This window comes from Nonomuraea helvata (assembly GCF_039535785.1).
GTDB classification, from domain to species: domain Bacteria; phylum Actinomycetota; class Actinomycetes; order Streptosporangiales; family Streptosporangiaceae; genus Nonomuraea; species Nonomuraea helvata.
Genome location: NZ_BAAAXV010000001.1, coordinates 1,048,683 through 1,061,401, shown reverse-complemented (window position 1 = coordinate 1,061,401; position 12,719 = coordinate 1,048,683). Strand labels below are relative to the sequence as shown.

12 protein-coding genes are annotated in these 12,719 nt (G+C 70.8%); 10 read left to right on the top strand and 2 right to left on the bottom strand.

The genetic code is table 11. From position 1 onward, the window contains the following. Nucleotides 1-143 precede the first annotated feature (143 nt). From hisI to ABD830_RS04755, 10 genes are all read left to right on the top strand, one after another. Entirely contained in the window at nt 144-491 is a 348-nt protein-coding gene (hisI, locus tag ABD830_RS04800; protein WP_344985112.1) for a phosphoribosyl-AMP cyclohydrolase, read from the top strand. A 9-nt stretch (nt 492-500) separates the two neighbouring features. Further along, a complete protein-coding gene (locus tag ABD830_RS04795) occupies nt 501-1,064 on the top strand; it encodes a TIGR02234 family membrane protein (RefSeq protein ID WP_344985111.1) in 564 nt (187 codons plus the stop codon). Nucleotides 1,065-1,250: 186 nt separating this feature from the next. Beyond that, nucleotides 1,251-1,928, top strand: a complete 678-nt coding sequence (locus tag ABD830_RS04790) for a DUF4190 domain-containing protein (protein ID WP_344985110.1) — start codon at nt 1,251-1,253, stop codon at nt 1,926-1,928. A 159-nt stretch (nt 1,929-2,087) separates the two neighbouring features. After that, entirely contained in the window at nt 2,088-2,678 is a 591-nt protein-coding gene (locus ABD830_RS04785) for a CD225/dispanin family protein (RefSeq protein WP_344985108.1), read from the top strand. A 23-nt stretch (nt 2,679-2,701) separates the two neighbouring features. After that, a complete protein-coding gene (locus tag ABD830_RS04780) occupies nt 2,702-3,133 on the top strand; it encodes a DUF2752 domain-containing protein (protein WP_344985107.1) in 432 nt (143 codons plus the stop codon). A 131-nt stretch (nt 3,134-3,264) separates the two neighbouring features. Next, entirely contained in the window at nt 3,265-4,104 is an 840-nt protein-coding gene (gene trpC / locus ABD830_RS04775) for an indole-3-glycerol phosphate synthase TrpC (protein ID WP_344985105.1), read from the top strand. 38 nt (nt 4,105-4,142) lie between these two features. Then, a complete protein-coding gene (gene trpB, locus ABD830_RS04770) occupies nt 4,143-5,348 on the top strand; it encodes a tryptophan synthase subunit beta (RefSeq protein ID WP_344987624.1) in 1,206 nt (401 codons plus the stop codon). 104 nt (nt 5,349-5,452) lie between these two features. Next, a complete protein-coding gene (gene trpA, locus ABD830_RS04765; protein ID WP_344985104.1) occupies nt 5,453-6,247 on the top strand; it encodes a tryptophan synthase subunit alpha in 795 nt (264 codons plus the stop codon). Nucleotides 6,248-6,436: 189 nt separating this feature from the next. After that, nucleotides 6,437-7,324, top strand: coding sequence for an IS5 family transposase (locus tag ABD830_RS04760; protein ID WP_378521066.1), 888 nt, complete (start codon nt 6,437-6,439; stop codon nt 7,322-7,324). 87 nt (nt 7,325-7,411) lie between these two features. Further along, a complete protein-coding gene (locus tag ABD830_RS04755) occupies nt 7,412-11,287 on the top strand; it encodes an endo-alpha-N-acetylgalactosaminidase family protein (protein ID WP_344985103.1) in 3,876 nt (1,291 codons plus the stop codon). On the opposite strand, the gene ABD830_RS04750 is transcribed toward ABD830_RS04755, so the two are convergent. Together ABD830_RS04750 and ABD830_RS04745 are read right to left on the bottom strand one after the other, a co-directional pair. After that, nucleotides 11,274-11,933, bottom strand: a complete 660-nt coding sequence (locus ABD830_RS04750; protein ID WP_344985102.1) for a VC0807 family protein — start codon at nt 11,931-11,933, stop codon at nt 11,274-11,276. The two genes, ABD830_RS04755 and ABD830_RS04750, sit on opposite strands and share 14 nt — an antisense overlap. After that, complete coding sequence (locus tag ABD830_RS04745) at nt 11,930-12,523, bottom strand: TetR/AcrR family transcriptional regulator (RefSeq protein ID WP_344985101.1); 594 nt, start codon at nt 12,521-12,523, stop codon at nt 11,930-11,932. Before ABD830_RS04745 ends, ABD830_RS04750 begins: the two co-directional genes overlap by 4 nt. Between the last annotated feature and the right edge of the window lie 196 nt (nt 12,524-12,719).

The window sequence follows — 12,719 nt, the reverse complement described above, 5'->3', positions numbered from 1 at the left end:
CGCGGCATTCGACCGCGCGGCGCACGCGCATACGGGACGGCGAGTGCGGGGTGGCACGCCGCACGGGAGATCGAGTGCGCCGGGTCGGCGGGACGTGGTGCGGCGGTGATCGGGGCGTAGGGGTGGGCTGGTTGAATGGAGGCATGTCCCTCGATCCCAAGGTGGCCGCGCGGTTGAAGCGCAACCCCGACGGCCTCGTCGCCGCGATCGTCCAGCAGTACGACACCGGCGAGGTGCTCATGCTGGCCTGGATGAACGACGAGGCGCTGCATCGGACGCTGACCACCGGCAGGGCCACCTACTGGTCCCGCAGCCGCGCCGAGTTCTGGGTGAAGGGCGACACCTCCGGCAACGTCCAGCACGTCAAGTCCGTGGCGCTCGACTGCGACGGCGACGCCGTCCTCCTCAAGGTCGACCAGGTCGGCGCCGCGTGCCACACCGGGGACCGCACGTGCTTCGACGCAGACCAGCTCGAGATCGCGCTCGGTTAGCGGGTTCGGATGGGGCACAGAGAGCTGTGGGGCTGGGTCGGGGCGACCGCCCTGGGGTGCGTGCTCGTGCTGTTCGCCGCGAGCCGCGCCTGGGTGCGGGTCCTGGGGCAAGGAGGCGCGGGCGCGCCCATCGGCGCCGATCTCAGCCCCGTGCTGACGCCCGTGGCACTGGCCGGGCTGGCCGGCATCGTGGCGGTGCTGGCGACCAAGGGCGCGGGGCGGCGCGTCGTCGGCGCGCTGATCGCCCTGTGCGGGGTGGGCGCGGCGGCCGGGACATGGACGGCGCTGAGCGGCGACACCGTGGACGGCTGGCTGCGCGAACGCAACGTGCTGCACGGCGCCGCCGGGATCCCCTGGGAGCTCACGCCGCTCTGGCCGGCCGTCGCCGCCGTCGGCGCGGCGCTGATGGTCGCCGGTGGGATCGTCGCCGTCGTACGCGGCGGCATGTGGGCGGGGATGTCGGCACGCTACGACAGGACCGCGGACAAGCCCCAGGCCCAGGCCCAGGCCCAGGACGACAGGGCGCTCTGGGACGCGCTCGACCGCGGCGACGACCCCACGGACTCCCGCTGACCCCGCCACGGGCCGAGCCCCGCTGAGGTCCCCATTGAGGGCCTCTGCGAGCCCGGATGGCCTGGCGTGCCGGGCCTCACGCGCTATGACGATTTCTTTACTGTTTTGAACCTGTGTCTGCTTGGCAAACGTTTCCTCAATAAGCTGCCGTTGCAACTCGCCACGAACACTTGAGGAGCCAAGCGCATGAGCTACGGGGATCAGGGCGGTAGCGGCGGCTACGGCGCGCAGCCACCCGGCGGCGGATACGGCCAGCAGCCTCCCGCCGGGGGCGGCGGCTATGGCCAGCAGCCGCCGAGCGGAGGCGGCGGGTATGGCCAGCAGCCTCCCGGCTACGGCCAGCAGCCGCCCAGCAGTGGCGGCTACGGCCAGCAGCCGCCCAGCGGCGGCGGTTACGGCCAGCAGCCGCCGAGCAGCGGGGGCTACGGCCAGGGCGGCTACGGGGAGCAGCCGCCCAGCTATCCGCAGGATCTCGGCTACGGCCAGCAGCCGCCCAGCGGCGGCGGTTACGGCCAGCAGCCCCCGAGCTACGGCGGCTACGGCCAGCAGGGCTACGGCCAGTACGGCCCGCCGCCCCAGCAGGCCAAGTCGACCAACGGCATGGCGGTGGCCTCGCTCGTCCTGGGCATCGTCGGCCTGATCTTCTGCGGCCTGACCAGCATCCCGGGCGTGATCCTCGGCCACATCGCGCTCAACCGGATCAAGAAGACCGGCGAGGAGGGCGGCGGCATGGCCGTCGGCGGCCTGGTCACCTCGTACATCACCGTCGTGCTCTGGGTGCTGGGCTGGATCATCTTCGGCGGGATGCTGCTGTCCCTCATCGGGCTCAGCGCGGCCGCCACGTCGTCCTCGTACGACTACTGACATCCGCAACGGGGCGTGTGCGTAGCCGGACCGTGACGAGCCGCTTGCGGTCCGATTACGACTTGTCCGCAAAATGGACGTTTCTCCACGTAAGAGATGCATTCTCGCTAGGCTGCCGCGCGACTCACCACGAAGATGACGACATAAGGGGTCATTAGCATGAGTTACGGCAACCAGGGCGACGGCGGTTACGGCGGCCAGCCGCCGGGCGGCGGCTACGGGCAGCAGCCCCCGAGCGGCGGTGGCGGTTACGGCGGCGGCTACGGCCAGCAGCCCCCCAGCGGTGGCGGCGGTTACGGGCAGCAGCCCCCGAGCGGCGGTGGCGGTTACGGTCAGCAGCCCCCGAGTGGCGGCGGCTACGGCCAGGGCGGCTACGGCGAGCAGCCCCCGAGCGGTGGCGGCTACGGCGGTGGGTACGGCCAGCAGCCCCCCAGCGGCGGCGGTTACGGCGGCGGCTACGGGCAGCCTCCCGCCGGGGGGACCCCGCCGGAGAACCACCTGGTCTGGGCCATCATCACCACCCTGTTCTGCTGCCTCCCGCTGGGCATCGTGTCGATCGTGAAGTCGTCGCAGGTCAACTCGAAGTGGCAGATGGGCGACTACCAGGGCGCCGTTCAGGCGTCCGAAGAGGCGAAGACCTGGTGGAAGCGGAGCCTGATCGCGGGCATCATCTGGTGGGTCCTGGTGATCATCTTCTACGTCGTGGTGTTCGTCATCCTGGCGTCCAGCGTCCCCAGCACGACCTACTGAGCCGGAAGGCGGATACTGGGAGCATGAGCATCGCAACCACCGAGCGGCGCGGCACGGCCCGACTCAAAGAGCTGCTCGCGCCGCTCGGTGTTGCGGGCGCGACGGGCGCCGTCTTCGCGTTCGTCGGCGTGGTGGACCCCAACCAGCCCGGCCACTACCCCACCTGCCCGTTCCTCTGGATCACCGGCCTCTACTGCCCGGGCTGCGGCACGCTGCGCACCATTCACGCGCTGGCCCACCTCGACCCCGTCACCGCCCTCGGGATGAACCCTCTCGCGGTGGCCACGATCCCGTTCCTGCTGTTCTGGTGGGGGCGATGGGTCGTACGCGCCTGGCAGGGCCGGCCGAGACGCACCACGCTCGCCCATCCGGCGTGGCTGTGGGCCTTCATCGCCCTCATCATGGTCTACTGGGTCGTCCGAAACCTGCCTTTCGGGGCGTTCCTCGCTCCCTAGGTCCTGCCTACTTCGGGGGCCTGTGGTGAGGTGACCCCACGCGGGCCGATACCATCGCAGGACAAGGCAGAGAGCGGACGCGACGCGAACTCTCCGCCGCCCCCACTGTCGACCGGAGGGACCCCAATCGCGTGAGTGAGCCGACGGAAGGGCCGAGTGTCCTCGACGACATCCTCGACGGGGTGCGCGCCGACCTGGCCGCCCGTCAGCAGGCCGTGTCCCTGGACGAGCTCAAGCGGCAGGCCGAGCGGGCCCCGGCCCCCAGGGACGCGATGGCCGCGCTCGGCGGTGACAGGATCTCGGTGATCGCCGAGGTGAAGCGGTCCAGCCCTTCCAAGGGCGCGCTCGCCGCGATCGCCGACCCCGCGGCGCTGGCGGCCGACTACGAAGAGGGTGGCGCTCACGTCATCAGCGTGCTGACCGAGCGGCGCAAGTTCGGCGGCAGCCTCGACGACCTGGCGGCGGTCCGCGCCCGGGTCGACATCCCGATCCTGCGTAAAGACTTCATCCTCACCTCCTACCAGCTCTGGGAGGCCAGGGCCCACGGCGCCGACCTGGCGCTGCTGATGGTCGTCTGCCTGGAGCAGGAGGCGCTCGTGTCACTGATCGAGCGGGCCGAGTCGATCGGGCTCACCCCGCTGGTCGAGGTGCACACCGAGGAGGAGCTCGAGCGGGCGGTCGCCGCCGGCGCCCGGGTCATCGGGATCAACGCCCGCAATCTGAAGACACTCGAGGTCGACCGTGACGTCTTCACGAAGCTGGCGCCGAAGATCCCCGACAACGTGATCAAGATCGCCGAGTCGGGCGTGCGCGGCCCGCACGACCTGCTCGCCTACGCCAGGGCCGGCGCCGACGCCGTCCTCGTGGGAGAGAGCCTGGTCACCGGCAAGGATCCGCGTAAGGCGGTGGAGGCGCTGGTGACCGCCGGCGCCCATCCGTCGACGCGCCCCGACCACTCAGCAGAGGGATAGCAGTGGCACACGAAGGCTCCATCCTGACCTCCGCCGACCTGGCGGGCAACGGCGCGCACGGCGACGACCCCGACGTGCACGGCAAGTTCGGCATCTTCGGCGGCCGGTTCGTGCCCGAGGCGCTCATCCCGGCGCTCGACGAGGTGGCCGCGGTCTACGAGAAGGCCAAGAACGACGCGGAGTTCATCCGCGAGTTCGATCACCTGCTGCGCACGTACGCCGGGCGGCCGACCACGCTGACCGACGTGCCGCGCTTCAGCGAGCAGGCCGGCGGCGCGCGGATCATCCTCAAGCGCGAGGACCTCACCCACACCGGCGCCCACAAGATCAACAACGTGCTGGGCCAGGCCCTGCTGACCAAGCGGCTGGGCAAGAAGCGCGTGATCGCCGAGACCGGCGCGGGCCAGCACGGCGTGGCCACCGCCACCGCGGCCGCCCTGCTCGGCCTGGAGTGCGTGATCTACATGGGCGCGGTCGACTGCGAGCGCCAGGCGCTCAACGTCGCCAGGATGAAGCTGCTCGGCGCCAAGGTGATCCCGGTGACCAACGGCTCCCAGACGCTGAAGGACGCCATCAACGAGGCGTTCCGCGACTGGGTGACCAACGTCGACACCACCCACTACCTGTTCGGCACCGTCGCGGGGCCCCACCCGTTCCCCGAGATCGTGCGCGACTTCGCCCGCATCATCGGCGTCGAGGCCCGCCGCCAGATGCTGGAGCTGACCGGCGGCCTGCCCGACGCGGTGTGCGCGGCGGTCGGCGGCGGCAGCAACGCCATCGGCATCTTCCACGCCTTCATCGGCGACGAGGGCGTCCAGCTGCACGGCTACGAGGCCGCCGGGCGCGGCCTGGAGACGGGCGAGCACGCGCTGACGCTCACCTCGGGCTCGGTCGGCGTGCTGCACGGCTCGCGCACCTACGTGCTGCAGGACGACGAGGGCCAGACCATCGAGTCCCACTCGATCTCGGCCGGCCTCGACTACCCGGGCGTCGGCCCCGAGCACGCCTGGCTGAAGGACTCCGGCCGTGCCACCTACCACGGCGTCACCGACGACGAGGCGATGGCCGCGTTCTCGCTGCTGGCCAGGACCGAGGGCATCATCCCGGCCATCGAGTCCTCCCACGCCCTGGCGGGCGCCCTCGAGCTCGGCCGCGAGCTCGGTCCGGAGGCGACCATCCTGGTCAACCTCTCGGGGCGCGGCGACAAGGACATGGGCACGGCCATGAAGTACTTCAACCTCTAGACCGCGACGGGCCTGCGCCGGGCCGCCCACCGTGCATCCTTCCAGGCAGGGGTAGGGACAGGGCAGGGCATCATGGTGAGACTCGACCTTCGAAACGGACAGACATGACGACTCTTCAGACGGTTTTCGCCAAGGCGAAGGCGGACAACCGGGCCGCGCTCGTCGGCTACCTGCCCGCGGGCTTCCCCTCCAAGGGCGGCGACGTAGCCGCCGCCGCGGCCCTGGTCGAGGCCGGCTGCGACGTCATCGAGATCGGCCTGCCCTACTCCGACCCGCTCATGGACGGGCCGACGATCCAGGACGCGGTGCACAGGTCGCTGACCAACGGCACGCGCATCGCCGACGTGCTGCGCACGGTCGAGGGCGTCGCCGCCACCGGCGCCGCCACGCTCGTCATGACGTACTGGAACCCGATCGACAAGTACGGCGCCGAGCGGTTCGCCCGCGACCTGGCCAACGCCGGCGGCGTGGGCACGATCACGCCCGACCTGACGCCAGAGGAGTCGGAGCCGTGGCGGGCCGCCTCGGCGGGCGCCGGCATCGACACGGTGTTCCTGGTGGCGCCGAGCTCCACGGAGCAGCGCATCAAGGCCGTCGTCGACTGCTGCACGGGCTTCGTGTACGCGGCCTCGCTGATGGGCGTCACCGGCGCCAGGGAGTCGGTCAACTCCGCCGCCGAGGGCCTCGTCCAGCGGACCCGCGCGCACACGGACCTGCCGGTGTGTGTGGGCCTCGGGGTCGGCACGGGAGCGCAGGCGGCCGAGGTGGCGGCCTACGCCGACGGGGTGATCGTGGGGTCGGCGTTCATCCGGCGCATCCTCGACGCGCCCGACGAGGCCGCGGGCCGGGCCTCCATCGGCCAGCTGGCCGGCGACATGGCGCAGGGCGTACGCCGGTAAGGCATAGAGGGATATTTACTGTCCGTATGACGAAATTTCGGGATTAGTGAAAGGTTCTGGCGCTTAGGCCGTGTTTCGAAAGATCACGTGTGTGAGGCGTGTCGGTGATCGTTGAACGAAGAGGTCTCCGGTAGGTGGTTCAACGACCAAGAAGAACGAAATACCGGAGACCTCGTGACCAGCGTAGTGGTGACGAGGCGGCACGACCTCACTGATGCGCAGTGGGCGGCGCTGGAGCCGCATCTGCCTGCCGCATCGGGCAAGGGGCGTCCGCCGAAGTGGAGCAAGCGTCAGTTGATCGACGGGATCCGGTGGCGGATCCGGACCGGGGCGCCGTGGCGGGACGTTCCTGCCTGCTACGGCCACTGGTTCACCGTGTATGGCTTGTTCCGGCGCTGGCAGCGGGAGGGGATCTGGGCGCGGATCCTGGCGGCCTTGCAGGCGTGTGCGGACGCCGCCGGGAAGATCGATTGGACGGTGAGCGTGGACTCCACCATCACCCGGGCTCACCAGCACGCGGCCGGAGCACGCCGGGACGGTCACCTGCAAAAGGAACCACCCGGCGGGGTGCACAGCGAGCCGGCCGATCATGGCCTGGGGCGCTCGCGCGGCGGGCTGACCACCAAGACCCATCTGGCTTGCGAGCAGGGCCGCAAGCTGCTGGCTGCGGTGGTGACCGCCGGGCAGCGGGGCGACAGCCCGCAGTTCATACCGGTGCTCGGCAAGATCCGGGTGGCCCGCCTCGGCGGTGGCCGTCCCAGGACCCGCCCGGACCGGGTCCTGGCCGACAAGGCCTACACCAGCAAGGCCAACCGGACTCATCTGCGCCGGCGTGGGATCAAGGCGTGCATTCCGAGCAAGGCCGACCAGGACGCTCACCGGCGAGCCAAGGGATCGAAGGGAGGTCGCCCGCCCGCCTTCGACCCCGCGTTCTACCGGCTGCGTCACGCTGTGGAGTGCGGCATCAACCTGCTCAAAGGCAACCGCGGCATGGCGACCCGTTACGACAAGCTCGCCGTACGCTACGAAGCCGTCGTCATCATCGCTGCGATCAACCAGTGGCTCAATGCCTTATGAAACACGACCTAGGTCCTTGGCGTGCGGTCCGGCACGGGTGATGATCGGGTCCCCGAGCGGTGTGACGCATGACCCGAAAGGACCCCTATGCGTCCCAGTCCCGTCGTCTTCGCGGCAGCCCTCGCACTGACGGCCCCACTCCTCGCCGGGGTCACGGCCGCCCCGGCGTCCGCCGACCCGACGCCAACGCCCACCCCCACACCCGCGCCCACGTACGAGTTGTCGTCCCCGGAGCCGCCCACGACCGGCGCGCCCCCGCCCGGCCCCACCGCGCAGAACGCGCTCCCAAGGCCCGCGGACGTGGCGAACCCGATCGCCGTCTCCTCGCCCGCGCTCACCGTGGAGCTGGACCCCGGCTTCCCGCGTGTCCTGCGGTACATCGACCGGGCCGGCGGGGCTGTCCTCGGCGGCAGCACGGGCGTGCCCGCCGTCGTGCTCAACGGCCAGGCGCGGACCGCCGCCGTGACGCCGGCCGGGAACGACGGCGCGACCGCGCGCTACCGGCTGGCCTTCCCCGGCCTGGAAGGCGTCGTCCTGGGCGCCAGCATCGGGGTGAAGGGCCGGGTGACGACGTTCAGGATCGACTCGGTGGCCGACACCGAGGCGTTCCGCGTCCACACGATCGACCTGCCGGGCCACGACCTGGTGTCGGTGTCGAGCGCGCAGCCGGGCGCGGCGACCGCGTTCACCCGGCTGGACCCCAACTCGACCCGCACCGCCGACGTCTTCGCCCAGGTCACGGCGGCCACCGCGCCCGACGCCGGTCCGGTCGGGGCGACGTACGCGATCGTGAACACCGACCGGCTGGCCGCGGCGGTCGAGTCGAACTCCACCTACGACCACCCCTCCGGCGTCACCGACAAGGACGCGGCCAGGCTCTGGCACCAGGCCAGGAAGGACGCCGGCGGCACCGTCACGGTGGGCGTGTGGAGCGGTCAGTGGACGCACCGCGCGGACGGCTCGCCGTTCACCGAGGAGCCGCCCTGGGCCAAGGTCGTGGTCACCCCGGACGCCAACGGCGACGGGACGCTCGACTGGCAGGACGGCGCGGTGGCGTTCAGGGACATCGCCGTCGAACCCCCCGGCGCCGAGCAGACCAGGGACCGCGTGGTCACGCACATCCCGTTCAACTTCTCCAGCCAGGCCACGCACCCGTTCCTGCGCACGCTCGACGACGTCAAGCGCATCTCGCTGGCCACCGACGGCCTCGGCCAGCTCGCGCTGCTCAAGGGCTACCAGTCGGAGGGCCACGACTCGGCCCACCCCGACTACGGCGGCAACTACAACCGGCGCGCCGGGGGGCTGAAGGACCTGAACACGCTGCTCAAGGCCGGGAAGGGCTGGAACGCCACGTTCGGCGTGCACGTCAACGCCACCGAGTCCTACCCCGAGGCCAGGAGCTTCAGCGAGCAGCTCGTCAACAAGGACGCCAAGGGCTGGAACTGGCTCGACCAGGCGTACCTGATCGACCAGCGCGGCGACCTGACCAGAGGCACCCTCGCCCGGCGGCTCGCGCGGCTGCGCGCGGAGGCGGACAGGAACCTCGCGGTGCTGTACGTGGACGTCTTCAGGCCGTACGGCTGGGTCGCCGACCGCACGCTGGCCGAGCTGCGCAGGCAGGGCTGGCAGGTGACCACCGAGTGGTCGGACAAGCTGGAACGCTCGTCGCTCTGGTCACACTGGGCCAACGACCTCAACTACGGCGGAGTCACCAACAAGGGACTGAACTCGCAGATCATCCGGTTCATCCGCAACGACGAGAAGGACGTCTGGAACGCCGACCCGATCCTCGGCAACGCCCGCATCGTCGAGTTCGAGGGCTGGCAGGCGAAGAACGACTTCACCGCGTTCTACCGCAACATCTGGGAGCACAACCTGCCGGTCAAGTACCTGCAGCACTACAAGATCATGGACTGGAACGCGGACGAGATCGTCTTCACCGGCGGCGTGCGCGGCACGTACCGGAACGGGAGGCGCGAGCTGTTCGCCGGCGGGCACAAGGTGCTCGACGGGGCCACGTACCTGCTGCCGTGGCAGGGCAAGTACTACCACTTCAACCCGGCCGGAGGGGACACCACCTGGGACGCCGACCGGCCGATGACCGTCTACAGGCTCACCGACCAGGGCCGCGTCAAGACGGGCACGGTCACCCCGGTCAACGGCAGGATCACGTTACGCGCGGAGGCGGGCGTGCCGTACGTGCTCTACCCCGGCAGAGCGCCCGAGCAGGCCGATCCGGACTGGGGGCAGGGCAGCGGCGTGCGCGACCCCGGCTTCAACGGCGACCGGCTCGCCGGGTGGAGCGTCACGGGCCCGGTGAGCGTCCAGAAGAACGACCTGGGCCAGCGGGTGGCGCTGCTCGGCGGCGGGGCGCGGGCGCGGCTCGAGCAGCGGCTGAGGGGCCTGGAGCCGGGCCGTACGTACACCGCCTCCGCGTTCGTCGAGGTCCAGCCGGGGAAGACCCGCGAGACCACCCTGGAGGTGGCCGGGCGGTCGGTGACCGTCAGCCGGTCCACGGCCAGGAACTACATCGCCTCCGACGAGAAGCACGACACCTTCTTCCAGCGGGCCAAGGTGACGTTCACCGCGCCGGGCGGGTCGGCCACGCTGCGGATCACGGCCGCCGCCGCCGACGGGGACGTGCGGGTGGACGACGTGCGGCTGTTCCGGCGGGAGCCGGAGGGAGCGGTGGAGACGTTCGAGTCGGCCGAGCCCGGCTGGGGGCCGTTCGTGAAGGGCGACGCGGGCGGGTCGTTCGACGCGCGCACGCACCTGTCGGAGCGGCACGAGCCGTACACGCAGGCCGGGTGGAACGGCAAGGCGGTCGACGACGTGCTGGAGGGGAACTGGTCGCTGAAGGCGCACGAGGAGCGGCAGGGGCTGATCTACCGCACGCTGCCGTGGACGGCGCGGTTCGAGGCGGGGCACGCGTACAAGGTGTCCTTCCGCTACCAGAACGCGCAGCCGGACACTTACGAGTGGGTGACCGGCTACGACAAGGGCGGCTCCGGCGTCGAGACGCGGCGCACGCCGATCCCCGAGCGGCGCGCCACCGCCACCTTCACCGAACGTGTGACAGGCGGGTGCGGCGACGTGTGGGTCGGCCTGCGCTCGCTCAAGCCCGAGCAGGCCGGGGCCGACTTCATCCTCGACGACTTCTCCGTGACCTACCTCGGCCCGGCGCAGGACGCCGCGGCCTGCGGGACCTTGGAGGTGGCGCCCGCCGCCGTTCTCGAGCAGGGGGCGGCCAACGAGGTCGTCACCACGTTCACGAACCTCGAGGACGTGGCGGCCGGCGACGTCCGCGTGACGTTGGGCGTACCGGACGGGTGGGCGGTCAGCGGCGACGGGACCGGCACGGTCGAGCCCGGCGGGAAGCTGGCCACCACCTGGCAGGTCACGCCGCCCGCGGACGCCGCGTACGGCTCCTATCAGGTGACCGCCGCCGTGACGTACACCGCCGGGGGAGCGGCCAAGCGGCTCACCGCCTCCGCCACCGTGCGCACGCTGCCCCCGCCGCCCACAGCGGACGCCTTCGCGAGCGACCTGCAGTGGGTCGTCGCCGACAACGGCTGGGGGCCGGTCGAGCGCGACCGGTCCAACGGCGACACCGGGGAGGCGGACGGCGGGCCGATCGTCATCGGCGGGCGGACGTTCGCCAAGGGGCTCGGCACGCATGCGCCCGCGAAAGTGCGTTTCTACCTGAGGGGCGCGTGTACGGGCTTCACGGCGTTCGTGGGGGTTGACGATGTGCAGGCCACGCGGGGGTCCGTGCAGTTCAGCGTGGTGGCCGACGGTGTGGAGAAGGCGCACAGCCCCGTGCTGAGGGCCGCCGACGAGGCGTACGAGCTGAGCGCCGACGTGTCCGGCACCCGGTTCGTGGACCTCGTGGCCGGTGACGGCGGCGACGGCAACGGCAACGACCACGCGGATTGGGGTGAGGCCAGGTTCAGGTGCGGCTGAGGTCGTCACGGAGCCCGGCGTAGAGCTGGGAGTAGCGGTTGTAGAGGCCGGTGGGCACCAGGTAGACGTTGACGACGACCTGCATCAGCGCCAGCCAGACGCCGTACTGCACGCCGCTGAGCCCCGGGACGACGTCCACCGGCAGCGTGTAGGCCATGACGACCCGCACGGCGGCGTCCACCAGCAGGCCCGTGCCGTAGATGACCGTGACCACCCGCCAGATCCTGCGGAAGGCCGGCAGCCGCTCCCACAGCACGTCCCACGACTCGCGGTCCGGCCCGACCCGGCCCTCCAGCAGGAAACGGGTGAACACGAACGCCAGCGGGCGCTCGCCGCGCGCGCCGGCCAGGAACCACACGCCGGCCACCGCCATGAACCAGCCGTCCTTGGCCAGCAGGAACCGCGTGTCGTGGACGAGCAGGGAGACCAGGGCGCTGGTCAGCATCATGGCCGTCATGAACATGCCCAGGCGGTCGGGGCGGCGTCGGCGTACGAGGTCGGACACGACACTCATGCCCGGGATGAGCGAGCTGATCAGCAGCGCGGTCTGGTAGCCGGTGCCTAAGGCGCGCAGCACGTAATAGAGGCCGATGGGGAGCCCGATGTCCACCGCGATGGTGAGCAGGCCCCTGAGCCGGGCGCTCATGCCTTGACGGCGCGGGCGAACAGCCCGGCCAGCTCGTCGGCGTACTCGGGCAGGTCGGCGTCCGGGTCGGCCTCCAGCAGGAACGGCAGCCCGTCGAGCGAGCGCTGGATCGCCATCGCGGTCACCCGCACGTTGAACGCGCCGAACTCGCCGGTCTCCTGCCCCCAGGCCAGCAGCCGTTCGACGTGGGAGAGCACCGACAGGTCGATGGCCGCCTCCCGCGCCGACGAGCCGCCCTCCGGGTGGAAGTTGAGGAAGATCTCCGTGGCCACGCGCATCTCCGCGCGGTGCTCGCTGATGTACGCCACCAGCGAGCGGATGTACGTCTCCAGCGCCGCGCCGGGCGTGTGCTGAGCGCTCACCCGCTCGCTCATGAACGCCGACAGCTTCCCGTAGATCGTGCCGATGACCTGGCCGATCAGCTCGTCCTTGCCGTCGAAGTGGTACGAGATCAGGCGCGTGCTGCTGAGCCCGGCGCGCTCGGCGATCCGGGCGAACGACGCCTGCTGGAAGCCGAGCTCGGCGATCGTCGCGATGGTCGCGTCGACGATCTGCGCGCGCCTGGCGGAGCCCGTGACTGTTACTGGCATGAGTAAATATTAACTCGGCTGAGTAATTCCATGCAAGAAACCCCATGCTTAGTCGGTGCTTATCTGCCGCGTGGTCATATGGGATCCCGGTACTGTGCCCATCCCGGCCCGCGATGGCTCAACCCGGCACAGAGAAAGAGGAGATGACCTGTGGACGCGTCACTATCGTCACGCAGCGCCTTTTCAGCGATACCCT

Coding starts and splice junctions, on each gene's coding strand:
- ABD830_RS04785 (WP_344985108.1), top strand. CDS start 2,088: ATGAGTTACGGCAACCAGGGCGACGGCGGTTACGGCGGCCAGCCGCCG.
- ABD830_RS04755 (WP_344985103.1), top strand. CDS start 7,412: ATGCGTCCCAGTCCCGTCGTCTTCGCGGCAGCCCTCGCACTGACGGCC.
- ABD830_RS04795 (WP_344985111.1), top strand. CDS start 501: ATGGGGCACAGAGAGCTGTGGGGCTGGGTCGGGGCGACCGCCCTGGGG.
- ABD830_RS04750 (WP_344985102.1), bottom strand. CDS start 11,933: ATGAGCGCCCGGCTCAGGGGCCTGCTCACCATCGCGGTGGACATCGGG.
- ABD830_RS04780 (WP_344985107.1), top strand. CDS start 2,702: ATGAGCATCGCAACCACCGAGCGGCGCGGCACGGCCCGACTCAAAGAG.
- hisI (WP_344985112.1), top strand. CDS start 144: ATGTCCCTCGATCCCAAGGTGGCCGCGCGGTTGAAGCGCAACCCCGAC.
- trpA (WP_344985104.1), top strand. CDS start 5,453: ATGACGACTCTTCAGACGGTTTTCGCCAAGGCGAAGGCGGACAACCGG.
- ABD830_RS04790 (WP_344985110.1), top strand. CDS start 1,251: ATGAGCTACGGGGATCAGGGCGGTAGCGGCGGCTACGGCGCGCAGCCA.
- ABD830_RS04745 (WP_344985101.1), bottom strand. CDS start 12,523: ATGCCAGTAACAGTCACGGGCTCCGCCAGGCGCGCGCAGATCGTCGAC.